The organism is Bradyrhizobium sp. URHA0013 (genome assembly GCF_000518345.1).
In the GTDB taxonomy this organism is placed as follows: Bacteria; Pseudomonadota; Alphaproteobacteria; order Rhizobiales; family Xanthobacteraceae; genus Bradyrhizobium.
Genome location: NZ_KI912427.1, coordinates 1,106,194 through 1,131,203, shown reverse-complemented (window position 1 = coordinate 1,131,203; position 25,010 = coordinate 1,106,194). Strand labels below are relative to the sequence as shown.

Sequence of the window (25,010 nt, the reverse complement as noted above, 5' to 3'; positions counted from 1 at the left end):
ATGGCCAGCTTCTTTACGACCCGCCTGTTCTTCATCTCGCTTGCGCTGGTCGTCATCGCGGCGACGCTGCCGCTCTACGTCTCCGGCTACGTGCTCGGGCTCCTCACCGTCGCTTTCTATTTCGGCGTGTTCGCGATGGCCTGGGACCTGCTGTTCGGCTTCGCCGGCGAGGTCAATTTCGGGCCGACCTTCCTGATCGGCGTCGGTGCCTACACCGCCGGCATCCTGAATGCCCAGTTCGGCTGGTCGGTTTACGCTTGCATCGTGCTCGGCGCGCTCGCCTCCGTCATCGCGGGCCTCGTGCTGGCGCTGCCGGCGCTTCGGGTGCGCGGACCGTATTTCGGCCTGACCACGCTGGTCGCGGTACTGATGCTGCAGAATTTCATCGTGGTGTTTGCCGACCTCACCGGCGGAGAGATCGGCCTGACCATTCCCGACGTCATCTCCATCAACGCCGGGGTCAATTACTGGATCGCGCTCGGCTTCATGACGATCTCGGCGGCTATTCTTTATGGCCTGTCGCAGTCGCCGATCGGCCTGGTGCTGCAAGCCAGCGGCCAGGATCCGGTGCAGGCCGGCGCGCTCGGCTTCAACATCGTCAAGCACAAGCTCGCCGCCTTCATCGTCAGCGCGTTCTTCTCGGGGTTATCAGGCGCGCTGCTGGTGTTCTATTTCGGCACCGCTTCGGTCGGCACCGTCGTCGACGTCGCAGTCGGCGTCAACGTGATCGTCTCAGCCGTGCTCGGCGGCCGGCGCACCGTGCTTGGCGCGGCGCTGGGCGCGATCTTCCTGATCGTCGCCGGCGAGTTCCTGCGCCCGACCGGCGAGCTAGCGACCTTCATCGTTTCGGCCGTCGCGCTGCTCGTCGTGCTGTTCTTCCCCGGCGGCTTCCTCGGAGCGGCCCTCTCGCGTGAGGCGCGCTCGTGATGGATATGCGAACTTCAAACAGGGCCGTGCTCGAAGTCCGTGGCCTGACCAAGCGCTTCGGCGGATTGACGGCGGTGAAGAACCTCGGCTTCGAGGTCAATAGCGGCGAGATCTTTGGCCTGATCGGGCCGAACGGCTCGGGCAAGTCGACCGCGATGAAGAGCGTGATGGGCATCGAGCGCCCGACCGCCGGCGAAGTGATCTTCGAGGGCGAGGACGTCGCCGGCTTTCCCGCGCACAAGATCGCGCGCAAAGGCTTTGGCATGGTGTTCCAGCATTCGCGGCCGCTGAACCGGCAGACCGTGCTGGAGAACATCATGGTCGCGCTGCTGCCGGACAGCCTGTTCATGCTGTTTCCCGACAAGGCGCTGGTCGAGCGCGCCAAATGGATTGCCGACCGCGTCGGCCTCGGCAACGTGATGAACCGCCGCCCGCCAACGCTGCCCTTCGCCGACCTGCGCCGGCTCGAACTGGCCAAGGCGATCGCGCGCGATCCCAAAGTCGTGCTGGTGGACGAGCCCTTTGCCGGGCTGACGCGGGCGGAGGTCGAAATCTTCTCCGACCTGATCCGCAGTTTTCGCGACGAGGGCCGCGCGGTGATGCTGGTCGACCACAACGTCAAGAGCGTCGCGGCGCTGGTCGACCGCGTGCTCGCGATGTATCTCGGCGAGGAGATCGTCACCGGCAAAGCCGAGGACGTCATGAAGAACGAGACGGTGCGGCGGGTCTATCTCGGCGGCGCCATCGAGACCCATGCGCGGCCCGAGACCAGCTTCAAGGACAAGGTGCCGCTGCTCCAGGTCGAGGACGTCAGCGTGTTCTACGGCAAGGCGCAGGCGCTGGAGAACGTCTCGATCCACGTCCACGAGGGCGAGTTCGTCTCCATTGTCGGCCTCAACGGCGCCGGCAAGACCACACTGTTCAACACCATCTCCGGCTTCCTGCCTTATACCGGCGAGATCGTACGCAACGGCGAGAATCTGCGCGGCACGAGCCCAGCGAAAATCGCCCGCAGCGGCCTCGTGCAGTGCCCGGAATCGCGCGAGCTGTTCGGCGAGATGAGCGTGCGCGAAAACCTCGATCTCGGCGGGCAACACCTCGCCGACGACAAGCGCGCGGCACAGCTTGCCTGGCTGTTCGAGCTATTCCCGATCCTGAAAGAGCGCCAGGGCCAGATGGCGCAAACGCTCTCCGGTGGCGAGCAGCAGATGCTTGCGATCGGCCGCGCGCTGATGATGCAGCCGCAGATCCTGATCCTGGACGAGCCGACGCTGGGCCTCGCCCCCGTCATTCTCGAACTCCTGTCCAAGGCCCTAACGAGGCTGCGGCAGACGACGTCGATCACGGTGCTGCTCGGCGAGCAGAACGTGACCTTCGCGCTTCCGCATGCCGACCGCGTCTATGTGCTCGAACATGCAAGGATCGTCTGGGAGGGCGATCCTGGCCGCTTCGCCGCGGAGGCTGGCGCCGATTTTCTCTAGTTCGCGCATATCAACAACAAACAAGCAAAAGGGAAACGACCATGCGACCATCGACGAATTTGAGCGGCAGCTTTCTCCTCGCCTCCGCGCTGGCGCTGTGCCTCGCTGCTCCCGCCTACGCGCAGTCGAACGAGCCCATCAAGATCGGCGTCATCGCCGAAGTGCAGTCGATCGCGGGTGCCGCGACGCCTGGCGGCGCGCAGATCGCCGCCGACGAAATCAACGCCAAGGGCGGCATTCTCGGCCGCAAGATCGAGATCGTGACCTACGACAACAAAAGCTCCTCGGCGGACTCGGTGCGTGCGTTCCAGCGCGCGGTGAGCGAGGACAAGGTCTCCGCCGTGATCGCAAGCTATATCAGCGAGGTCGTCCTCGCGCTCGAACCCTGGGCGGCGCGGCTGAAGATGCCGCTGATCACCCCCGGCGCCGCCTCGAACGAGATCACCAAGGCGATCCATAACGACTACGAGAAGAACAAGTACACCTTCCACGGCTATCTGACTTCGGCCGCGCAAGCGCAGCTCGTCTGCGACGCCGCCAAGGATCTCCTGGTCGACAAGCTCAAGTTCAAGACGGTCGCGATCATGAGCGAGGACGCCGCCTGGACCAAGCCGCTCGACGTCGGCTACGAGGCCTGTCTTCCGAAAGCAGGCCTCAAGGTGGTCGAGCACGTGCGGTTCTCGCCTGACACCACCGACTTCACGCCGATCTTCAACAATATCGAGGGCAAGAAGCCGGACGTGATCGTCACCGGCATCTCGCATGTCGGCGTGCAGCCGACGGTGCAGTGGAAGAACCAGCAGGTACCAATCCCGATGTTCGGCATCAGCGCGCAGGCGCTGAGCCCGACCTTCTGGAAGGACACCAATGGCGCCGCCGACGGCGTCCCGTCGCTGGCGGTCGCAACGCCTGACGTTGCCGTGACTTCCAAGACGAAACCGTTCGCGGCCGCGTTCAAGGCCAAGTTCGGCTCGCCGCCGGCCTATACCGGCTACACCGCGTATGACGAGGTCTACTTCATCACGGAGGCGATCACGCGCGCGGGCTCGACCGATCCCGACAAGATGGTCGCCGAACTCGAAAAGACCGACTACGAGGGCACGATCGGCCGCATCCAATTCTACGGCAAGGACGACGAGTTCACCCACGGCATCAAGTCCGGTCCGACGACCGTATCCGGTCTGGTCTTCCAGTGGCAGGACTCCAAGCAGGTCGTGGTCTGGCCCGAGAAGATCGCGGAAGGCAAGCTGAAATTTCCGAGCTTCGTGAAGCTGTCGCAGTAATACGCCGGACTGGGCACCGGGCTCGGTCCCGAGCGCCCCATCGCCTTTGCAAGGCCCGTCGCTCCAGCCGCGACGGGCCTTTGTTTTGTGCAGAACGCCACTGGTACGCTGTCATCGGTGGACCCATCCTGCGATCCTGCCGTTAACCTCCCATGCGTGGGCCGGAGCAGCCAGATGGACGACCGACCAAGACGACCCGATGGCCTGATGCAGGACGACGGCTTCGTTCGCGTGCGCGGCGCGCGTGAGCACAATCTCAGGAACGTCGACGTCAGTATTCCGCGCAACGCCCTCGTCGTGTTCACGGGCGTGTCGGGCTCCGGAAAATCCTCGCTCGCCTTCGGGACGATCTACGCCGAGGCGCAACGGCGATATCTGGAATCGGTGTCGCCTTACGCGCGCCGCCTCTTCCACCAGATGCAGATCCCTGAGGTCGACGACATCGAAGGCCTGCCGCCCGCCGTCGCGCTCCAGCAGCAGCGCGGCGCGCCGACGACGAGGTCGTCCGTCGGCAGCGTGACGACCATCTCGAACCTGCTCAGGATGCTCTATTCCCGTGCCGGCGATTACCCGCGCGGACAGCCGATGCTCTATGCGGAGTCGTTCTCGCCGAACACGCCGGAAGGCGCCTGCCCGACCTGCCACGGTATCGGCCGGATGCTCGACGTCACCGAAAAATCCATGGTGCCCGACGACACCCTCACCATTCGCGAGCGCGCCGTCGCGGCCTGGCCGAGTGCCTGGCAGGGACAGAACCTCCGGGACATCCTGACGACGCTAGGCTACGACGTTGACAAGCCCTGGCGTGAGCTGCCCAGGAAGGACCGCGACTGGATCCTGTTCACGGAGGAGCAGCCGACCGTTCCGGTCTATGCCGGTTACACTGCGGCAGAAGTCAAACGAGCCCTCCGCCGCAAGGAGGAGCCGAGCTATCAAGGCACGTTCACCGGCGCCAAGCGCTACGTGATGCAGACCTATGCCAAGTCCGAGAGTGCGATGATGAAGCGCCGCGTCGCGCAATTCATGATCACCCAGGACTGCCCGACCTGCCACGGCACGCGATTGAAGCCCGAGGCGCTCAAGGTCAAATTCGCCGGCCTTGATATCGCCGAGATGTCGCATCTGCCGCTCAAGAAGCTGCAGGAGGTGATGAAGCCATTCGCGAAGGCTTCGACGGATGACGCATCGGAGAAGACCATCGTTGCCAGGCGAATCTGCGAGGACCTGTCGGCGCGGCTGGCCGTCCTGCTCGATCTCGGGCTTGGCTATCTCGCTTGCGAGCGCAGTACGCCGACGCTGTCGCCGGGCGAGTTGCAGCGGCTGCGGCTTGCGACACAGGTCCGCTCCAACCTGTTCGGCGTCGTCTACGTGCTCGACGAACCATCGGCAGGTCTGCATCCCGCCGACACCGAGGCGCTGCTGCGGGCGCTGGACAGGCTGAAGCATGCGGGCAATTCGATCTTCGTGGTCGAGCATGAGATCGAGGTGATCAAACATGCCGACTGGCTGGTTGACGTCGGGCCGGATGCTGGCGAGGGCGGCGGAAACATTCTCTATAGTGGCCCGCCCGCGGGGCTCGGGCAGGTCGCACAATCGCGAACCGCCCATTATCTCGCGCATCCACGAAAGCCGCTGCCGACGGTCCGCCGCGAGTCGAAGGGCCACCTGAAGATCCGGGGTGTGACCCGAAACAATCTGCGCGGCCTCGACGTCGATATCCCGCTCGGCATTCTCGCCAGCGTGACCGGCGTGTCGGGCTCGGGCAAATCGAGCCTGATCAGTCAATTCCTCGTCGATGCCGTGGCGGAGCATCTCGGCCATACACGGGCCGCGGACGCGGACGACGACCGCCTGGCAGCACCCACGGTCGAGACATTGGGCGGCAAGATTGTCGCCGGCCTCGACCAGATCGATCGCCTCGTGGTGGTGGACCAGAGGCCGATCGGCCGCACGCCACGATCCAACCTTGCGACCTATACCGGCCTGTTTGACCACGTCCGGCGGCTGTTCGCCGCGACGCCGCAGGCAAAGTCCCGCCGCTACGATGCCGGGCGCTTTTCCTTCAATGTCGCGAAAGGCCGATGCAGCACCTGCGAAGGCGAGGGATTTGTCTGCGTCGAGCTGCTGTTCCTGCCCAGCGTCTACGCACCCTGCCCGACCTGCAAAGGCGCGCGCTACAATGACAAGACGCTGGAGGTGAAGATCCGCGGAAAATCCATCGCGGATGTGCTGATGATGCGCGTCCACGAGGCCTTCGAATTCTTCCGCGAAGATCCAACTCTCAACCGGTCGCTATCGGTCGTCCGCGAGGTCGGGCTCGGCTATATTCGTCTCGGTCAGTCCGCGACCGAACTGTCGGGTGGCGAAGCCCAGCGCATCAAGCTCGCGACCGAGCTCATGCGGCCGCAACGCGGTCACACGCTCTATGTCCTGGACGAGCCGACCACCGGTCTGCATCCGAAGGATGTCGAGCGACTGATCGCCCAGCTCGAGCGCATCGTGGACGCCGGCAACAGCGTGGTCGTGGTCGAGCATGACATGGATGTCGTCTCTCACAGCGACTGGATTATCGACCTCGGCCCCGGCGCCGGCGATGAAGGCGGCCGCATCGTTGCGTCAGGGACACCGCGCGAGATGGCCAAGGCCGGCGGGAAGACCGCCGGCTATCTCGCCCGTCGCTTGAAACAGTAGCGCTCGGTCTCATCACCCATTTCGCAATTGCGTTCTGCGTCGCGGAGACCGGACCCCGACTTTCGCCATGTTGACTTTCCGCCGCCCCGCTCCCCATACTTCGAAAAAGAATAACAAGACCAAATCATAAAACGGTTCTTGAGGAGGATAGGATGCCGACTTCACGCAGGCAGCTGCTGAAGAGCTCGGCGGCTGCCGCCGCCGCACTCAGCCTCGATTGGACACGCGCCCAGGCGCAAGCCGAAAATTTACGCATCGGCCTGATCTACGACCTCACCGGTCCGTTCGCCGCTGGCGGCTCGGTCGCCTCCTCGGTCGGCGCGCAGATCGCCATCGACCTCGTCAACGAAAAGGGCGGCATCGGCGGCAAGACCAAGATCGTGCCGGTCGCGGCGGACTCGCAGAGCAAGGCGGACGTGGCGATCAACGAAGCCGAGCGGCTGATCAGCCAGGAAAAGATCGACATCATCAACGGCGTCTATTCCAGCGCGCATGCGGTGCCGATGGCGGCGAAGGTCGAGCAGCAGAAGAAGATCCTCTGGATCACGACCGCGGTCTCGACCGCCGTGTTCAAGGACAAGAATCTGCAATATGTGTTTCGCGCGCAGATCCATTCCGATCAGTACGGCCAAGCCTTCGCGGGCTTCGTCGCCGAGCACGCGCAAGGCAAGCTCGGCATGGACCCGAAGGACGTCAAGGTTGCGCTGATCCACGAGGACGGTCCCTATGGCGTCGGCGTCGCGGCGGCCGACGAGGCCTATGCCAAGCAGGCGGGCATCCAGGTGGTGATGCGCGAAGGCTATTCGGCGTCCGCGCCCGATCTCTCGGTGCTTGTGACCAAGCTCAAGCGCGCCAAGGTCGATGTGATCTCGCATGCCGGCTACAACCCCGACATCACCCTGTTCCTGCGTCAAGCCCGCGAGAGCGGATTGCGCTTCAAGATGCTGTTCGGCGCGGGCGCCGGCTACAGCCAGCTCGACAAGTTGCGCGCGACCTTCGGCCCCGACATCGACAATTTCTGCAACATCGATCCGGTGCCGGCGCAACTGCTCGATTCCGCCAAGCTTGCGCCTGGAATCGGCGATCTGACCAAGACCATGGTCACGCGCTACCAGGCCAAGACCGGCGCGACCGACGTGCCGCCGCACTGCTCGATGGGTTTCAACCAGACCTGGATCCTGCTCAACAGCGTGCTGCCGGTCGCCAAGGAAAAGTACGGCAGCTTCGAGCCCGAGGCCATTCGCAAGGCCGCGCTCGACGTCGACATTCCCGCCGGCGGCACCATCCAGGGCTATGGCGTAAAGTTCTTCCCACCGGGCACGCCGCTTTCCGGCCAGAACGAGCGCTCGACCCCGGTCGTGATGCAGAATGCCGGCGAGCACATCTCGGTTGTGTGGCCGACGAACATCAGGACGCAAGACCCAGTGTTTCCGCTGCCGAAGGGATCGACCTACGGGACGTGAGGCTACGCGCCGCGACGATGGTGCACCCTCTCCCCTTGCGGGAGAGGGTGGCTCGCCGCGAACCGGTGAGACGGGTGAGTAGGTCGCACCTCCCCAATTAGGCAATCGTTTTACTGTTTGATTGAGGTGACTGTGCCTGTACAGCCAGTCGATGCTCTGAACGTTCCGGTGCCTCGATTGCCCGAAGTAAAGCTGGTACCGGTGACGGTGACCCCATCGTAGATGCCGACGGAGTGGCCGACCCCGTTGGCGTTGATCGTTCCGGTGGCACCCCCGCCACTGACGCTTCCGCCGGAGACGACGACTGTCGACGTGGTGGTGGTACCGCAGCCCACTGCAGTAACGAGCCACACGCCGTCGAACTTGCTAACACCGCTACCACCACCACCGCTTTTCCGGGCGGCTTCGGGCTTGCTGCGTCGTGCGGGCTTCTCAGGCTCCACCGTGCGCGGTGCCTGCCGCAAGCCGGAAAGGGATTTCTCATCATTCGAGATACTCCCGCCTGCACTGCCAGATTGAGCCAACGCAGCGCTCGCCATGCAGGCCCAGATCAGGAGCGAGACGAGTGTATTTCCAAGCGTAGTTTGAGCTGAACTTTCCACAATGATTTAATCCATATCCAAACAGACCGTGCCAATAACGCGACAAAGATTTGCCAGTCATGTCCCCTCGTCAAGCGCTACGATGGGCTGGTGGGGTCCTTGGCACAACGGGGGCGGCTTCAGCCGCGATATCGGCGGCGGCTATCAGGCCCCGCAATCAGTGTCGGACAATGAATTTCGGGGCAAAAGCTCGGTTTTACTGCATCGCCCACTGGTGGCCGAACCGGGACAGGACGGCATCGTCGTCGCAAGCCCGGAGCAAGCCATGCGAAACCCGAAGTCCTTCACAGTCCTTCAGCCGATCCCCGGCCAGAGCCCGAAGCCGCTGTTCACAGTCTGCGCCTCGATCAGGCTCGCGCCCTTGTCGCGGCAAGGTCGCGGGCGAGACCAGGCGACGCACAGCGCTTCTCATTGACGACACTCGGGAGGCGCTGAAAACGGACGTACCAGGTTCAGCTAGATCGGCGTTGTCACGCCCTACAACACCACCCGCCGTCCCTCCTCTGCCGCCCAGTATCCCGCATAGTTCACCTTGATCGTCTCATACGCCAGCGCGAGGTCCGACAGCGGCTGCCGTCCCGTCGCGGCGCATTCCATGAAGTCCTGGATCTCCTGGAGATAGCCGCGCGTCCACTCCTCTTCGAGGCAGACATATTGCCAGCCCGTTTTGCGGTCGACCTTCTCGGTGATGTAGACGGAGGCGAGCTTCTCCTCGGAGGTCTGGTAGCTCATCAAATGATTGTTCGGCGTGATGTTGGCGAACAGCGAACCGCCTGACGTGTAGGTCTCGATCAGATTGCGGACGCCGCCCATGATCATGTCGCCGGAGAACACGGTGGCCTTGGTGCCGTCCGAAAACGTCGCGGTCAGCGTGCCCCAATCCTCAACGTCAACAGGATTTGCCTTGATGTAGGTACGCTCCTCCGGCTTGAGGACGGCCGTGACGTTGCCGACATCGCCGGTGACGCTGGCGACGCGGATGGTCTCGCCGCGCGCCTTGGCCTCGACCTGCTTGAGATACAGCACGGCGGAGAGCGGATGGCAGCCCATCCGGATCAGCGAGCCGCCGCCGGTCATCGCCCATTGCGCGGCATGGGCCGCATGCGAGCCGGAATGGCTCTCCTCGCCCTTCATGAACAGGATTTTGTCTTTCGTCGCCTTGATGATCTCCGCGGTCTTGGTCACCGCGGGCGCGTAGATCCAGTCCTCGGCATACATGAAGAGCTTTCCGGTGCGCTCGATCGCGGCGCGCGTGGCGTCCATCTCCTCCAGCACGCGCTCATACATCAGCGCCTTCGGCACATGCTTGCCGATCGGCTGCCGATCGCCGTCGCGGCCGAAATAGCCGGCGAACGGCTTTTCGCAGATCACGTGCTTGCCGGCCTGCATGGCGGCGACGATCATTTCGGCATGCAGATTGGGCGGCGTGCAGATGTCGATGACGTCAAGCTCGCGGTCCGCGATCAGCTCGGCAAAGCCACGATAGACCCGCGGGATCTGGTGGCGCCCGGCGAATTCGACGACATGGTCGCCGCGCGCAGCGACCGCCGCGACCTCGACATCCACGCCGTAGACGCGCCGGAACGCATACATATGCAGCTCCGACACGAAGCCGCAGCCGACGAGTCCCACCCTGATCCTGGCCATAGCGCCCCCTGACCCATGCTTTGGGCGGCACTATAGCGCGCCGGCGGACCTATTCCACCGAGACCCGCACCACGCCGGCGCTCATCATGCCCAGCGCCTTGGCGGCCGGCACCGAGAGATCGACGATCCGGCCGCGGATGAAGGGGCCGCGATCGTTGACCCGGCATTGAATCGAGCGGCTCCCGTACGACACCCTCAGCACGCTTCCGAAGGGGCGCGTCCGGTGCGCGCAGGTCAGCTCGCCTTTTCCGGCTTTTCCGTATCCGTAATAGGAGGCAAGCCCGCTCTCGGCCTGGGCAAAGGAAACTGCAGAAAGCGAAAAAGTGGCAAGGCAAGAAAATAGCGTGGTCTGCGCTCGCACGGCACCGCTCCCGGTTGGCCCTGCCCCGCGCAGCAACGTTTGTTGGTTCCCGTGGGTTCCTCAGGCGCCGCCGGGTCGCGCCCGGCCGTGCCATCACACATTGTTACTGTTTGTGAAACACGAGCGTACGAACCTCGATACTTTCGCGCGGTGCCGCATCGGGCGGCGTTGTGGGATCGACGAACGCGGTGTGCGGCCCGAAGCGGGTGCGGCCGTCCGTCGCGGAATCGTAGCACTTGAGCAGCAGCGCTTCGTCCGCCGTCATCTCCGGGAAATAGAACCAGCGATGGTTCGGATTGTATTTCACCGAATAAGTCTCGCCGCGGCGGTTGGGATAGATCAGATCGGAGGCGACGAGATCGTCGGGCGCCACCGTCGTGCCGTCGGCCATCGCCAGCGGCGAGTCGCGCAATGGACCACGGATCGGCCGCCACAGATTGATCACCTGGACGCGGCCTTTCAGCAGCTCCTCGGCCTCATCGGGCAGATGCTCGCGCACGCGGTTGGCGCCCGAGACGGCGGTCTGGTCGACGTGGACGCGTGTTGCCGGCTGACGCGGGCCACCGTCGCGAATATCCGCGGCGCCCTCGACCCGCCTGCGCACGGTATGGTCGAAGATAGCGACGCGGTCGGCTTTCAGCGTTGCGCGCAGGAAGGCCTCGACGGCGGGATAGTAGACCGCCCTCACCTCGTCGTCGTTGCTGAAGTCCTTGACCTGGGTTGGATGCCGCACCAGCGCAAAACCTTCGCGGTCGAGCGAGAAATTCTGCGCGATCAGTCGCGCATCGAAGATCGGGACCTGATGCGGCTCCGGCAACGACGTGCTCTTGGGCTCGCCAGGCGGCGGATCGAAGGCATAGGTACGCGGCTTGCCGGAAACCGGCGCGAGATAGTTGAGTTCGGCGGTGACGAAGGGAAGCGATTCGATTTTTGTTTCTTGCAGGCCCATGGCCGGTCTCCCGATGTGGTCGTCGTTATGATTTTTGCCGGGATGGAGCGCGGCGCAAGGGAGGTCGTGCAAATAGCAACGCGGGTGTTGTCATGAGCGCGGAATGCAGAAGGATCGTTTCGAGGAAAGACCAACGCTCGCCGCAGTCCTTCTCCCCTTGCGGGAAAAGGTGGCGCGAAGCGCCGGATGAGGGGTTCTATCGGCTCACTTCAATGTGAGAGACTACTCGCGGAGAGAACCCCTCCCCCGTCTCGCCGCTACGCGGCGAGCCACCCTCTCCCGCAAGGGGAGAGGGGTAAGCGTCGCGTCCGGGACACCCGGGTGCCCTACAGCCCTGCCTTCGCAATCGCATCCGAGAACGAGCGATCTACGACCTCGGCCGCATCGAGCTTCTGCTTGATAAGGCCCCAGCGAAAATAGAGATCGATCGTGCTCTGCTCGTCCGCGACCACGCCGTCATCGATCGGCGCGATCCGGATTTTTGCGCGCGACAGCCAGTTTTGCGGCACGGCGGTCGGGATGTTCATCAGCCTGCCCCAGGTCGCGGCATAGCTGTCGACATTGTTCAGCGACCACGCCCGCGCCGCGGTGAGGCGCCGGATGAAGTCGGTCAGCTCCGCGCGCTTGTCGCGGATGGCATCGGGCCGCGCCACCTGAAAGCTCAGCCCCGGCGTCAGGCCCTCTGAGGTGATGACGCGGCGCGACTTGAACAACACCTCCTCCTGGCTGACATAAGGCTCCCAGGTCGACCACGCGTCGACGGAGCCTTGCGTGTAGGCGATCTTGGCATCGGACGGCGCCAGGAACGCAATCTGCACGTCAGCCGCAGCCCAACCGTTCTTCTCGAGCGCGGCAAGGATCAGCTGATGCCCGATCGAGCCACGGCCGGTCGCGATCTTCTTGCCGCGCAAATCCGCAAAGCTCTTGATCGGAGAATTCTCGGGCACGAGGATGGCAAGCCCCTCGCGCGTCTGCCGGATCGCGGCGATCGCCTTCACCGGCGCGCCTGAGGCGGCGGCGAAGGTGAAGGGTGCGTCACCGACGAGCCCGGTCTCGATCGCGCCAGCGCTGAGCGCTTCCAGCAGCGGCGCGGCCGCGGGAAATTCCTTCCACTCGATCTTGTAAGGAACGTCTTTCAGCACGCCGGCAGCTTCCATCACCGCTTGCGAATTGCCCTTCTGGTCGCCGACGCGCAAGGTCGTTTGCGCCGCCGCCAGCTCGCACGAGCCGAACAGCAGCGCGCCGGCCAGCATGAGGCGGATCATTCCGCCGCCACGCCGCGAACGGCCTGGCGCTTGGCGATCACCTCGCGCGTCAGCGGGATCAGCTCGCGGCCGTATTCGATGGCGTCGATCAGGGGGTCGAAGCCGCGGATCAGGAAATGGCTGACGCCGAGGTCGTAATAGTCGCCGAAGACCTCGGCGACCTGCTCGGGCGTGCCGACCAGCGCGGTGGTGTTGCTGTTGGCGCCGGTGAGCTTTGCGATCTCGGTCCACAGCCGCTTGTCGATGCGGCTGCCCTGGTCGGCGAGCGAGAGCAGGCGCCGCGCGCCGGCGGTGGCATGGCCGTCAGCGGGCTTGCGATAGCCGGTCTTGTCCTGGAGCGCGGTGGCGCGCGCAAGAATCTCTTCCGCCTTGTCCCAGGCCTGCTTCTCGGTCGGGGCGATGATCGGCCGCACCGAGAGGCTGAATCGCGGCGTCGGACGGCCCTGCCTGACGGCCGCATTGTGAACGCGCGCGGTGACGTCGCGCACCTGCGCGTAGGATTCGCCCCACAGCGCAAAGGTGTCGGCATGCTTGCCCGCGACGTCGATCGCAGCGTCGGAGCCACCGCCGACGAAGGTGTAGATGCCGGCCTTCTGCAGCGGCTTCACCTGCGAAAAACCATTCTCGACGTTGTAGTACTTGCCGCTGTAGTTGAACGGCTTCTCGCTGGTCCATTCCAGCTTCACCACGTCGAGAAACTCGCTGGTGCGGGCGTAACGCTCGTCCTTGTCGTCGAGCGTGTTGCCGTCCTGTCTGAGCTCGGCTGCATTGCCGCCGGTGATGACGTGCAGCGAGACGCGGCCTCCATAGAGCTGGTCAAGCGTCGCCAGCTGCCGCGCGAGCAGCGTCGGCGCGGTAAAGCCCGGTCGCTGCGCGATCATTACCTTTAACGACTTGGTGATGGTCAGCACATGCTGGGCGACTTGGAGCGCATCGGGCGTGGTCGAATGGAACGCCAGCAGCGCGCGATCGAAACCCGCGAACTCATGCGCCTTCGCCACCGTCTCGATATAGGCTGGATCGAGCACCGGACCTTGGCGCACGATGGTCTCGGAAGCATTGCTGTTGGCGATAAAGCCGATGAACTCGATCGACATGATGTTCTCCCTGAATGTTTGGCGGCAGGCTAGAGGCCCAATGCGGCACGGCCGAGGCCGGTGCGCGTGGAATCGTCCTGCGGCGTGTGCACGCGACCGCACAGGACGTCGCGATAGTGCCGCTCCAGCGGATTGGCGCGGGACAGGCCGTGATTGCCGGTCAGCGACAAGGCCTCCTCGACCGCGGCGACCGCGTTGTTGGTCACGGTCAGTTTGATGACGTTGGACTCGGTCGCCGAAAGCGCGACACCGTCGTCGAAATCACCGGCGAAAGATGCGATCAGCCGCGCATTGACGATGAGCCGCGTTTCGATCCCACCAAGGATCTCCTGCGCCCGCGGCAAGGTCGCAAGCGGCGCGCCCAGGCTGGCCGGCACGCGCTGCTTCAGGAACCCGACCAGCCAGTCGCGTGCAGCCCGCGCAACGCCGTCATAGATCGCGGCGACAAAGATCGTGTGGACGGTCGCCTGCGCGACATCAGGGGCGCGCCAGTCGGCCGGCTTGCGCACGTCGATCTCGGCATCGAGAGGAATCACGACGTCGTCGAAGATGACGTCGTGGCTGCCGCTGGCCCGCAGGCCGTGGTGATCCCAGGTCTCGACGATACGCGTGCCCGGCAGGCCCGCCGGCACCAGGAACTGTCCGACACGCGGCTCGGCTTCGTCCGTCCGCGCCCAGACCAGATACCATTTCAGGATCGGCGATCCCGTCGAATAGATCTTGTGCCCCGAGAGCCGCCAGCCGGTCTCGGTCCGGCGTGCAATGGTCGCGGGCAGGCCGCCGCGCGCAGGCGAACCCAGTTCGGGCTCGACGCGGAGTGCGTTGACGAGCGCAAGGTCTTCGACACTCTCGCGCGCGAGCTTGCGCGACAGCCGCGCCGGCCAGGTCGGGCTCCGTGCCATCACCAGATGGTTGATGTAGTGCATCGACAGCACCAGCGCGGTCGACGCATCGGCCTTGCCGATGATGCCGAGGACGCGTGCGGCGTATCGTGCGCCCGCCCCGGCGCCGCCATGGGCGGCAGGCACCGTCAGCGACAGCAGGCCTGCCTCGGACAGCTCGCGAAAATTCTCGAACGGGAAGCTTCCGGTGCGATCGTACTCGGCCGCACGGGCAGCGAAAGCCTCGGCCAGCGCTTCGGCACGTGCGATGTAGTCGGGCTCGTGATGCGCCGCGCGCCCCTTGGCGATCGGAGTTACCATGTGGCGTCCAATCCGAGCAGGCCAAGAATTTGGCGGCGCAAATCGGCCAGATACGGATCACCGCGATGGCGCGGATAGGGCCGGTCGACACGGATATCGGCCTTCACGCGCGCCGGGCGGTCGCTGAACACGATGACGCGGTTGGCGAGCACCAGCGCCTCCTCGGCGTCATGCGTCACCAGCAGCGTGGTAAAGCCCTTGCGCTGCCACAGCGAGACCAGCTCGGCTTGCATGGTGATGCGGGTCAACGAATCGAGCTTGCCCAGCGGCTCGTCGAGGATGAGGATTTTCGGATCGTTGACCAGCGCGCGGGCCAGTGCGACGCGTTGCGCCATGCCGCCCGAGAGCTGGTGCGGATAGGCATTGCGGAAGGACGATAGCCCCACGAGATCGAGGGCGGCATCGACGCGGTGACGCTGGCTCTTCAGGATGCCCTGCGCCTCCAGCCCGAGCGCGACATTGTCCCAGACTGTGCGCCAGGGAAACAAGGTCGGATCCTGGAACACGACAACGCGCGACGGGTGCGGTCTCGTGATGCGCGCCTCGTCCTCGCGCAGCGTTCCGGATCGGGGCTTGTCGAGGCCTGCGACGAGGCGCAGCAGCGTGGACTTGCCGCAGCCGGAGGGACCGAGCAGCGCAACGAACTCGCCCGGCTCGACGGAGATGCTGACGTCGCTGAGCACCGGCAGCTCGGCGCCGTCGATGTCGAAGGCGTGGCTGACCTGCTCGATGTCGAGCGCGGCGCCCGCGGCCGAGTGAGCGTCGATTTCAGCCAGTGCAGTTGCGGCTACCATTTCACGGTCCCCTTCTGCCAGACCAGCAGGCGATCGCGGATCGCAAACAGCAGCGTGATCGCGCCGGAGCAGAGCAATGACATCACGATCAGCGCCGCATACATATTGGCGTAGGCGGCCCAGCCCTGCGCCCATTGCAGGTACCAGCCGAGGCCGGCCTTGACACCGATCATCTCGGCGACGACGAGCACGGCAAAGGACGAGCCGAGCCCCATGAACAGGCCGACGAAAACGTGCGGCAAGGCCGCGGGGATTGCGACCTTCAACACCAGGAAGGACGGCTTTGCCCCCAGCGTCCGCGCGACGTCATAGTAGGCGTTGCTCACGCTCGCGACACCCGACCAGGTCAACACGGTGACCGGGAACCCCGTTGCCAGCGCGATCAGAAAGGTAGACGCGCTCCAGCTTGACGGGAACGTGAAGAAGGCGATCGGCAGCCACGCGGTCGCCGGCAGCGGGCCGATGAAGCGCAGCACCGGGTGCACCCAATAGCCGACCGCGCGCGACCAGCCGATCGAGACGCCGGTCAGGAAGCCGACCGTCGCGCCGATCAGATAACCGCCCAGCTGGAGCTTGACCGAGGCGAACACGCTGTCGAGCAGTTTCGGCAGATCGTCGGTGTAGACCTCGATGATCGACTGCGGCGGCGGGAAGAACGGCAATGGCAGCCAGGCGAATTTCGCCGTCGCGACTTCCCACAGGGTCAGGACGACGCCGAGCACGACGAGCCACGGCGCGCGCTGGCGCAAGGCCCGGCCCGTCGAACCGAGGTAATCGGCGCCGACCGTCCCGAACAGCGCGATCGCTGCGATGACAAGTGCGGCAATGCCGAGCGAATGGGTCCGCGACCAGTCGCCGACGTCCTCCCACCACAGGCAGGACAGTCCGAAGGCAATCCACGCCACGCTGGCAAGAATGCCGACACCGGGGTCCCGGACCCAGCTCGTCAGCCACGGTGCGCGCGAGAGGCGCGGCGCGCCGGAGGCAAGGCCGTCAGACAGCGAATACGTCGACATAGATGCGCTCCGCAAATCTGGCCGTATCCGTGCTCTGCTTGAACACCTGCACGCTCTTGAGATCGTCGGCATAGGCCTTGAGCTCGCGCTTCAGGACTTCGCCGACGGGGTGATGGTGATGGGTGTGGTAGCGCACCATACCCTCGATATCCGTGAGCGACGCCGTCTTCGGCGCGTAAGGCTGGAACGATTTCGCCGTCACTGACGGATTTTGCGCAGTGAACATCGCGGCATCGAGCAGCGCCTGCGTCAGGGCGCGCGCGACCAGCGGCTCCTCGCGCACCAGGCTGCCGCGCAGGCCAAGGATACAGCAGCTCTTGTCGCGATATTCGCCATCGAGATTGGAGGCGACCTCCTTGTACTGGCTGTCCTTGAGCCAGAGATAACCCAGCGGGTCGGACGACAGGAAGGCCTGCACCTCGCCCTTCTCGACGGCGACGTTGAGAAGGTTGCCGGGATAGGCGCGCCAGTCGACATCCTTGTTCGGATCGATACCGAGCTTGGCGAGCTGAATGGAGAAGAAATTCTTGTCGGGGCCGCCGAGATCGCCGACCGCGACGATCTTGCCCTTGAGATCGGCAAGCTTGCTCACGCTGGAATCGGCGCGCGTCAGCACCCGCATGCAGCCACCATGGGTGCCGGCGGCAATCTTGACGTCAAAGCCCTGCTCCAGCGGCTTCAGCCAGCGGAGCGCCATGCCGAGCCCGGCATCGCTCTTGCCGGTCGCAATGGCCTCGAGCAGCTGGTCGGTCGAACCGGAATAATTGATGAGTTCGATGTCGAGATTGTGCTTCTGGAAGAAGCCGTGCTCGATGGCGACCGGCACCGGGGCGAGACAGACCGCGCCGGCGTTCCAGGACAGCTTGAGCTTGCGCGGCGCCCCGGTGAGCGCGGGCACATCCGACGCCGTCCGGCACAGCGGAAACTCCGAGAGATCGACGCCGGGCGCGATGGCCCGCGGCGCAAAGGCCTGTGCCGCACCGAAGGCACCGAGCGGCGCAGCGAATGCCGCAGCTAATCCCACCTGGAGCAAATGGCGCCGGTCGAGCCTCGATCCGTCGCGCTTGTCATCGTCGTTCATCCGTCTCCACTCCTGCGCTGGCACGGCTCCGCCATCGGCACAACGGCTTGCGTTGCGCCTGTTCCGTGCGGAGCTGCGTCAAGAGAAATTCTTTTCGCCAGCGCCTGCTCGGTGCCTTGATGCGATGCGCAAATCATGCGGCGCGTTCGCCGTATCGTCAATGAAATGGAATTTCGAATGTGGCACGAAGCGAAGTCATTCTCTCCATCTGCGCGTGCAAGGACGATGAAAGGATTTCCGCCGATGCATCGGTTGGCGGAGACCGGCGCGACTCCCTCTGCTGCTTCATTTTTGCGCAGCTTCGGCCGTACATCCCGCACGTTCTCGAAAGCAGAGCTTCGTTGAAACGTCCTTGCTGATCGCGCGCGCAATACGGTTAGCCATTTCATTGACCGCGCATCGCGCGACCATAGACTTGATCGTCTCGCTGCATCGTTCGCTCACGCGTCGTGAGCAAAGCAACAAGACAGGCCACATGAGCATCAACTCCCTCGATCATTCCATCACGCGCCGGCTCGCAGCATCGCTGCTTGCCGCCGCCATCACCCTGTCGACGGCCGCCGCCTCGTTCGCGGCCGACGCAATCGTGCTGCGCGTCGGCGACCAGAAGGGCGGCAACCGTTCGCTGCTCGAGATCTCGGGCTACGCCAAGGATCTGCCCTACAAGATCGAGTGGTCGGAATTCCCCGCGGCAGCTCCAATCCTGGAGGCGCTCAACGCCGGCGCGCTCGACGTCGGCTACACCGGCGACCTTTCATTCCTTTCGGTCTACGCGGCCGGCGCGCCGATCAAGGCGATCGGCGGCACCCGGTCGGATGCGAAGACGCAAGCCATTCTCGTGCGCCAGGATTCGCCGATCAAATCGGCCGCCGACCTCAAGGGAAAACGCCTCGCCGGCACGCGCGGCGGCTGGGGCCAGTTCCTGATCGACGCCACGCTGGAGAAGGCCGACATCAAGCTGGAGGACGCGACCTTCGCGCCGCTCGGCCCGGTCGACGCCAAGATCGCGCTGGTCGCGGGTTCGATCGACGCCTGGGCGGTGTGGGAGCCCTACGTCTCCTTCGCGACGCTCAAGGACAAAGCCCGCGTGATCGCCAACGGCGAAGGCCTGACGCCGACCATCACCTTCATCGTCGCCTCCGACAGCGCCATCGCCACCAAGCGCGCGGCGGTGCAGGACCTCGTGCAGCGGCTGAACAAGGCGCGGCTGTGGTCACTGGATCATCTCGGCGAATATGCCAAGAGCACGGCCGAACTGACGAAGCTACCGGAGGACGTGCTACTCTCGGCCTATACCGCGCAGCGCACCAGCCCGATTCCGATTGACGAGAACGTCGTGAAGGAGGTGCAGGAAGCCTCCGACCGCTCGACGCGCTACGGCATCCTGCCGAAGAAGCTCGACGTCAGCAAAGCCGTCGACCGCAGCTTCACCGCTGCGGCCGCGGGATCGAACTAGAGCAGAGTCGGCGGGATGCGCGCGCTTCGTCTCAAGGCGGGCCCGCTGCATCTCGCCGCGATCGTGCTCGCGCATTTGGCCTGCATGGGCCTGATCGTGTGGCTATCGCTTTAGACGCCAGCCAGGGCCGCCGTTCGCCGGCCCGGCCTTAAGGAAAAGATCAGGACAACATAAGGAGCCCATAAGGACTTACGAGACGCCGCTGGCCTAGCATCGACCGTGTGATCGCGTCGGTAACAGGATGCCTCACCCCGCGGCTTGTCCAGGCAATCACAACTCGCTCTCGGGTTGCCGATCCCGACTGGACGGGCTTACAGTGATCCGCCCTGCGGCCGTCGACGCTTGCAATGGGAAGGCGACCTTCGGGCTGGAGATCAGCGCCATGTCAGCCGATCAGTATCTTCGTTACGACCCGTCCGTCGAACACATCCGGCCGGAGGAAGCGGCGGCCGTCGAGGCGATCGTTGCTTCGATTTCGCGAACGAGCGATCGCACTTTTCACAAAGACAAGCACGGGACCCGACAGCAGCACGCCAAGGGTGCCGGCTATCTCCGGGGCGAGCTGATCGTCTACGAGGGTTTGCCGGATCATCTGCGCCAGGGCCTGTTCAAGCAGGCTGGCCACTTCCCGATCATCGTCCGCCTCTCCACCGCATTCAACAGGAGCGATCGCGTACGCTCGCCACGGGGATTTGCCATCAAGGTCCTGGGCGTGACTGGGGCTAAGGCGCTCGGCGACGACGATACGACGAACCAGGATCTCCTGCTCGTCAATCACCCCAGCTATTTTGCAGATGCGATGGCCTATATGCGCGCACAGCAAAAGGTCGAGCACACCCTGTTCCTGCCTGATCTGGCGTACGGACCCATAGGCTTTTTGGCGCGCGTGCTGGTCGCCGCATCGGACAGAACAGGCATTCCGATCCCGATCGTCTTGAAAGCGCTCGGTGATGCCGGCAGCAATATCCTCGGAGAAACCTTTCATACGGAGGGAGCATTGCGGTTTGGCGATTATATCGCAAGGCTTCGCCTGGTACCGATCTCGGCGTCGGTTTGCCAACTCACCGGCCAGCCCTGCCACGATGCCGATGATGCCGTGCTGAACAGCGTCGTTGCGTTCTTCAAGGACAATGCGGCCGAGTACGAACTGTTTGCCCAGCTCTGCACCGACCTGGAGCGAACACCGATCGAAGATGCCTCGATCGACTGGCCCGAAGCGGTCGCGCCGCCGCAAGCACTCGGCAAGATCACGCTTCCGCGCCAGACCGCCGACAGCCCCGCGCGTCGCGTCTATTCCGACGAGGTGCTTTCGTTCGACCCATGGCGATGTCTCGCCGCGCATCAGCCGCTCGGCTCGATCATGCGGTTGCGCAGGGATGCCTACCGTGCCTCCCGCACGCGGCGGCAGCAGCAAAATCAATTCAAGGTCAAGCAACGGCCCGGCGAACCACGGGAGATCGCGGACCTGCCGGATTAAACTGGCCACCGTCCCTCATGATTGGACCCGTTGTCCCGGCCTGCGTCGAAAAATGACGCCGATCGCAGCGGATCGCCGGGATCAAGCGTCTCTGCCAGCGATGCGATCACCTGGCTGGAGCGGTCCTGCCACTTGGCAGCCCTTTGCGCTTGTCCGAGGCTCTCATAGAGCACCGCGGTCGTGCGATAAACCCGCCAGCTGGCATGCGGCAGCCTGGCATGGCGGAGGATCGAAATGGCCGTCGACAAATGCTCACCGGCAACTTGCGTATCCTGCTTCAGGATCGCAATTCTCGCCATGGCCTCGTAGCACAGCGCGAGAAACGGCCGGTCGGGTGCCGCGCTCGTCACCTCGTGAAACTGGCTGGCCCATGTTTGCGCGCGGTCCAGATCGCCGGTCGCGATCCAATAGTCGCAGCAGGTCAGCAGATAATGCGGGATGACCAGCGACTCCATCGGCACCCGGTCGACCTCCATCCGCCGCTCCATCGCATCGAGATGCTGCCGCGCCCGAGGCAGGTCGCCCATCCGGACATAAGCTCGCGCCAGCAGGTTCCTGCCGACGAAGAAGGTGAACGGATTGGCCTCGATCATCGGGCCGAGCGCATCCTCCGCGCGCCGTGACGCGCTGCCATATTCCTCCGCCTCGGAATACAGCCATCCGATCGTGAGATGACACAGCGCGACGGCCTGCGGATTTGCATTCCGCTCCGAGATAGCCAACGCGGAGACGACGTTTCGTTGCGCCCGTCCCCATTCACCGAGATAAATCTGGGCAAAGGCCTCGACCGATTCATAGAGCACGAACAGATAGACGTCACCGACCAGGCGGGCGAGCTCCTTTCCCCTGGTCGTCGCATCGCAGCAGGCCGGATAATTCGCGCGCAGGAATTCCAGCACCATCTCCATCGAGCAGCGTCGCAGCCGCATGCTCAGATCCTGCTCCCCGGTGATCAGTGCTGACGCACGCTCGGCGAGCTCCGCATTCTCGCGATCCCAGCCGCGGAGCATCAGCTTCAAATTGGCGACGTTGCCCTGGACCAGAGCGCTGAACGCCGCGTCGTCGATCGCCCGGCTCTTGACAAGCGCCTGTTCCGCAACAGGCAGGCTCTGGCGGCGATCGACGTAGAGACAAAATCTGCTGAGATCGACCAGCGCGTTCACCTCTTCGCGCACGTGCCCGTTCTCCGCCGCGTGCGCGACGACTGCGCTGAGATCTTGCAGCGAATTCAGGAAATCTCCACTGGCCCGCCAGGCCCAGGCGCGCTGAAGCAGCAACTTCAGACGTGTCGTCACTCGAAACTCCGGCGGCAGATGCGGCACCAGGTCCAAAGCGCGGGACAGGTAATTGGCGGCCTCGCGCGTGCTGAACCTTCGCGCCGAGCCCTCGGCCGCCGCGCCCAGATAATGCATCGCTTTCGGGAAATCGCGGCCCAGTTCGAAATGGCGCGCGACGACGGCGGCGAGCTCCACAGCCTGCGGCCCGTAGCCCTGCTCGATCCCCGCCCCAAGCAGCGCATGGGTTTTCGTGCGGCGCGCCGGCGCGAGCCGCTGGTAGAGGATCTCCTGGTAAAGCGCGTGCTGGAACGCATAGCGACCGGAGACGCCTCCGTTCGGCCACTCGGTCATGCCGGCAACGACGATGACGCGATCAGTCCGCGCCAGGTCCTCGCACATCTGCTCGACATCCAGCACGGGACGGTCCAGCGCACCGGCGATATGGAGCGCGGAAAACTCCGCTCCCGCCGCACTGGCGACCTCGAGCAGGCAGCGCTCGTCCGCGGTGAGGTGATCGATCTGCTGCTTGATCATTCCTTCCAGATCGCGCGGCATGCTGTCCTGCGAGGCCGCGTCTTCACTGACCAGCCGCCAGCCCAATTCGTGCTCGACCAGCGCGCCTTGGGCCACGAGATGATCGAGCAGAGACGACACGAACAGAGGATGCCCGCCGGTCCGCGCGAAGATGCGCTCGACCAGCTCTTTGGCAAAATCGGCCGAGCTGAAGCGCAGGGAAAGATAGCGTTCGACGTCGGTCCCGGTCAGTCGGTCGAGCGCGAGCTCGGTGGCGTGGCCGTGAATGCGCAAGTCCTGGTGAACGGCACGGATAGGATGTCCGCCGACGGCGACTTCCATCGGCCGATACGTGGCGAGCACGAGGATAGAAGCCCTCCGATCCCGGCGCGCAAGCCGGGAGAGCACATCCACGGTGGCAAAGTCGCTCCAATGCAGATCTTCCAGGATGATCACCCATGGTCGCGTGACGGCGAGATGTTCCATGAGATCGGCAAATTCGCGCAGCATGCGCTCCCGGGTTGCGCCGAAGACCTCGTGCTGGAATGCGGCCCGGTCTGCTTCGCCGAGGAAACCGGGCATTTGCGCGAGCCAGGTCGGGGCGTGCTCGCGGATCGACGTCAGCAGCGATGCTCCATCGGTTCGACGGCAGCACTCGTTCAGCGCGCCGATCAGCGGAAGAAAGGCCTCATGGGTGCCGAACAATTCGTTGCAGCTACAATGCAGCACGCCCAGTCCCTGCTGGTTCATCCTCTCGAGCGTCATTTGCAAGAGGGTGGTCTTGCCGATCCCGGCCTCGCCGGTGATGAAGACGACCTGACGCTGTCCGGTACGGGCGAGTTGCAACGCCTTGTCCAGCGTATCGAGTGCCCCAGTGCGCCCGACCCTCCAGTGCCGGCGTCGATCGACGGCCTGCTCCGTGGCGGACGCCGCCTCCTGTTCGCGCGCTCGCTCGATCGCAGGCAATTCGACGGTCGCGACCGCCGCAATGAAGCGATAGCCGCGCCGCGTGACTGTCTCGATGTAATTGGGGGACTGCCTGTCGTCGCCGAGCACCGAGCGTAGCGCGTTCACGGCAACGGCGAGGCTCGACTCGCTGACGTGCAGATCGGACCAGACCGCGTCGAGCAACTCTTCCTTGGTGACGAGCTCACCGGGCCGACCGACAAGATGGCAAAGAACCTCGAACGGCTTCGGCGCCAGCGCGATCCGCTCCCCGCCTCGCCACAATAGCGCGTTGGCACGGTCGAGGCGGAATTCACCAAAGGCAAGCGCGTCTGTACGCACGGCTCCGACCCCCGGATGCTCCCCCACCTTAAGGGAAAGCTCAGCCAAATGTAAGGACACGATAAAGACCTGCGCCCTGCGCCGGCACTAGCATTAGCCTGTCCATTTCAGAGACGCCGGCAAGGCGTCGGACGGCCTTTTCATCACGCTGTCATTTCAGTCGACAGGCAGTCGATGCCTGAATTTTGGCAAGGAGTTGGCCATGAGCATTTTAAGACATTTGGCGATCCCGCCTCTCGCTTTTGCCATTCGCCATTACGACGTCAGGGTGATATTGGGCATCACCGTCCTCAGCCGCGTCTTCCTCCTCGCAATCTACCTTGCCTGCGGCGGCCCGGGCCTGTCCGAGTTCGATCTCGCCAACACCATCGCGCTGCCATGAGCTCGGGACCGCTCGAATGGTGCATCGAGATCGCGATCATCGTCGCGATCTGCATCGGGATTGTCGCGGGCGGGCATGGCCGGCTCGTCGTGCCGCATCACCGGGTTCAACGCGCGCAAGCCGATCGGGCCGCTTGCCTGCAGCGGCCCACAAACCTCTTCGGCATCGTGGCGCTGCGGCGAGGCGGTCCGCCCGTTTGATCGATCACCAATATCCGCGGTGATAGGCCCGGTACGGCCGGTAGTAGCCGTAGCGCGGACCGTAATATGGACGATAGGCGCGATAGCCGTAATAGCGGGGACGCGCGTAGTAGCCGCCATAACCGTAACCCGGTCCATAGCCACCATAATAGGCAGGAGCATAGCCGTAAGCCGGCCCCGGGTATCCGTAGCCGCCATAATAAGGCCCGCCGCCATAGTAGCCGTAGCCGTAAGGCGAGCTGCTGGCGATGGCGCTACCGATGATCGCACCGGCTGCGAGGCCGCCAATGCCCCATCCAAAACCTCGGCCGCGCCAATACACCTGCGTGACATCATCGCCGGCCGCGGCCTTCATGGTCGCGACATTCGTGGGCATCGGGCCCGCAGCGGCCGGCTCGATTTGGCCGGCCATGACCGCGCCGGCCAGCGAACAGGCAATTGCCGTTTTCCAGATCCTCATCGTCTTACTCCCTGTCTGACGTTTCGCTTGGACATGGACGCAGCCCATGATCGGGCATCCTGGCGCAAGGTCAAAGCCAGAAATTCGGCCTCGAGTTTG

General features: G+C 64.3%; 21 protein-coding genes. 9 read left to right on the top strand and 12 right to left on the bottom strand.

Annotated elements, in window-relative coordinates; all coding sequences use genetic code 11:
• The 5 genes from N551_RS0134785 (at position 1) to N551_RS0134765 (ending at position 7,845) form a co-directional block, all read left to right on the top strand.
• Positions 1 to 927, top strand: coding sequence for a branched-chain amino acid ABC transporter permease (locus tag N551_RS0134785; protein ID WP_027570853.1), 927 nt, complete (start codon positions 1 to 3; stop codon positions 925 to 927).
• Positions 927 to 2,408: an ATP-binding cassette domain-containing protein gene (locus N551_RS0134780; protein ID WP_027570852.1), complete on the top strand. Its 1,482-nt coding sequence runs from the start codon at positions 927 to 929 to the stop codon at positions 2,406 to 2,408. The genes N551_RS0134785 and N551_RS0134780 overlap by 1 nt, the downstream gene beginning before the upstream one ends.
• A 41-nt stretch (positions 2,409 to 2,449) precedes the next feature.
• Entirely contained in the window at positions 2,450 to 3,691 is a 1,242-nt protein-coding gene (locus N551_RS0134775) for an ABC transporter substrate-binding protein (RefSeq protein ID WP_027570851.1), read from the top strand.
• Between the two features lie 174 nt (positions 3,692 to 3,865).
• Positions 3,866 to 6,382 carry an excinuclease ABC subunit UvrA gene (gene uvrA, locus N551_RS0134770; RefSeq protein WP_027570850.1) on the top strand — a complete coding sequence of 839 codons (2,517 nt, stop codon included), beginning with the start codon at positions 3,866 to 3,868 and terminating at the stop codon, positions 6,380 to 6,382.
• 152 nt (positions 6,383 to 6,534) lie between these two features.
• The gene (locus N551_RS0134765) at positions 6,535 to 7,845 is read left to right on the top strand and encodes an ABC transporter substrate-binding protein (protein ID WP_027570849.1); all 1,311 of its coding nucleotides are present in this window, start codon (positions 6,535 to 6,537) and stop codon (positions 7,843 to 7,845) included.
• A gap of 110 nt (positions 7,846 to 7,955) precedes the next feature.
• On the opposite strand, the gene N551_RS37630 is transcribed toward N551_RS0134765, so the two are convergent.
• The 10 genes from N551_RS37630 to N551_RS0134715 all read right to left on the bottom strand — a co-directional run bounded on the left by N551_RS37630 (position 7,956) and on the right by N551_RS0134715 (position 17,859).
• Positions 7,956 to 8,447 carry a hypothetical protein gene (locus N551_RS37630; RefSeq protein ID WP_245287893.1) on the bottom strand — a complete coding sequence of 164 codons (492 nt, stop codon included), beginning with the start codon at positions 8,445 to 8,447 and terminating at the stop codon, positions 7,956 to 7,958.
• A gap of 477 nt (positions 8,448 to 8,924) precedes the next feature.
• On the bottom strand, positions 8,925 to 10,094 hold the full coding sequence (locus N551_RS0134755) for a Gfo/Idh/MocA family protein (protein WP_027570847.1): 1,170 nt from the start codon (positions 10,092 to 10,094) through the stop codon (positions 8,925 to 8,927).
• Between the two features lie 49 nt (positions 10,095 to 10,143).
• Complete coding sequence (locus N551_RS0134750) at positions 10,144 to 10,455, bottom strand: septal ring lytic transglycosylase RlpA family protein (protein WP_007601095.1); 312 nt, start codon at positions 10,453 to 10,455, stop codon at positions 10,144 to 10,146.
• A gap of 103 nt (positions 10,456 to 10,558) precedes the next feature.
• A complete protein-coding gene (locus tag N551_RS0134745) occupies positions 10,559 to 11,404 on the bottom strand; it encodes a CmcJ/NvfI family oxidoreductase (RefSeq protein WP_027570846.1) in 846 nt (281 codons plus the stop codon).
• A gap of 326 nt (positions 11,405 to 11,730) precedes the next feature.
• Entirely contained in the window at positions 11,731 to 12,669 is a 939-nt protein-coding gene (locus N551_RS0134740; protein ID WP_027570845.1) for an ABC transporter substrate-binding protein, read from the bottom strand.
• Complete coding sequence (locus N551_RS0134735; protein WP_027570844.1) at positions 12,666 to 13,766, bottom strand: LLM class flavin-dependent oxidoreductase; 1,101 nt, start codon at positions 13,764 to 13,766, stop codon at positions 12,666 to 12,668. The genes N551_RS0134740 and N551_RS0134735 overlap by 4 nt, the downstream gene beginning before the upstream one ends.
• A 29-nt stretch (positions 13,767 to 13,795) precedes the next feature.
• Positions 13,796 to 14,968 carry an acyl-CoA dehydrogenase family protein gene (locus N551_RS0134730; protein WP_027570843.1) on the bottom strand — a complete coding sequence of 391 codons (1,173 nt, stop codon included), beginning with the start codon at positions 14,966 to 14,968 and terminating at the stop codon, positions 13,796 to 13,798.
• Positions 14,962 to 15,762 carry an ABC transporter ATP-binding protein gene (locus tag N551_RS0134725; RefSeq protein WP_027570842.1) on the bottom strand — a complete coding sequence of 267 codons (801 nt, stop codon included), beginning with the start codon at positions 15,760 to 15,762 and terminating at the stop codon, positions 14,962 to 14,964. Before N551_RS0134725 ends, N551_RS0134730 begins: the two co-directional genes overlap by 7 nt.
• Positions 15,756 to 16,778 carry an ABC transporter permease gene (locus N551_RS0134720; protein WP_027570841.1) on the bottom strand — a complete coding sequence of 341 codons (1,023 nt, stop codon included), beginning with the start codon at positions 16,776 to 16,778 and terminating at the stop codon, positions 15,756 to 15,758. Before N551_RS0134720 ends, N551_RS0134725 begins: the two co-directional genes overlap by 7 nt.
• Positions 16,756 to 17,859 carry an ABC transporter substrate-binding protein gene (locus N551_RS0134715; protein ID WP_027570840.1) on the bottom strand — a complete coding sequence of 368 codons (1,104 nt, stop codon included), beginning with the start codon at positions 17,857 to 17,859 and terminating at the stop codon, positions 16,756 to 16,758. Before N551_RS0134715 ends, N551_RS0134720 begins: the two co-directional genes overlap by 23 nt.
• 475 nt (positions 17,860 to 18,334) lie before the next feature.
• Here N551_RS0134715 and N551_RS0134710 point away from each other — a divergent pair, with 475 nt between their 5' ends.
• Both N551_RS0134710 and N551_RS0134700 read left to right on the top strand, forming a co-directional pair.
• On the top strand, positions 18,335 to 19,315 hold the full coding sequence (locus N551_RS0134710) for an ABC transporter substrate-binding protein (protein ID WP_027570839.1): 981 nt from the start codon (positions 18,335 to 18,337) through the stop codon (positions 19,313 to 19,315).
• Between the two features lie 316 nt (positions 19,316 to 19,631).
• Positions 19,632 to 20,792: a catalase family protein gene (locus tag N551_RS0134700; RefSeq protein WP_245287892.1), complete on the top strand. Its 1,161-nt coding sequence runs from the start codon at positions 19,632 to 19,634 to the stop codon at positions 20,790 to 20,792.
• Here N551_RS0134700 and N551_RS0134695 read toward each other — a convergent pair.
• Positions 20,789 to 23,869 carry an AAA family ATPase gene (locus N551_RS0134695; RefSeq protein WP_035963427.1) on the bottom strand — a complete coding sequence of 1,027 codons (3,081 nt, stop codon included), beginning with the start codon at positions 23,867 to 23,869 and terminating at the stop codon, positions 20,789 to 20,791. The genes N551_RS0134700 and N551_RS0134695 overlap by 4 nt on opposite strands.
• Positions 23,870 to 24,071: 202 nt before the next feature.
• On the opposite strand from N551_RS0134695, the gene N551_RS0134690 reads away from it, so the two are divergent.
• Both N551_RS0134690 and N551_RS0134685 read left to right on the top strand, forming a co-directional pair.
• Positions 24,072 to 24,251 carry a hypothetical protein gene (locus tag N551_RS0134690; protein WP_027570836.1) on the top strand — a complete coding sequence of 60 codons (180 nt, stop codon included), beginning with the start codon at positions 24,072 to 24,074 and terminating at the stop codon, positions 24,249 to 24,251.
• Positions 24,248 to 24,451 (top strand): hypothetical protein, encoded by a 204-nt coding sequence (locus N551_RS0134685; RefSeq protein WP_027570835.1) that lies wholly within the window; start codon positions 24,248 to 24,250, stop codon positions 24,449 to 24,451. The genes N551_RS0134690 and N551_RS0134685 overlap by 4 nt, the downstream gene beginning before the upstream one ends.
• A 4-nt stretch (positions 24,452 to 24,455) precedes the next feature.
• Here N551_RS0134685 and N551_RS0134680 read toward each other — a convergent pair whose 3' ends face one another.
• On the bottom strand, positions 24,456 to 24,911 hold the full coding sequence (locus N551_RS0134680; RefSeq protein WP_027570834.1) for a hypothetical protein: 456 nt from the start codon (positions 24,909 to 24,911) through the stop codon (positions 24,456 to 24,458).
• Positions 24,912 to 25,010 lie beyond the last annotated feature (99 nt).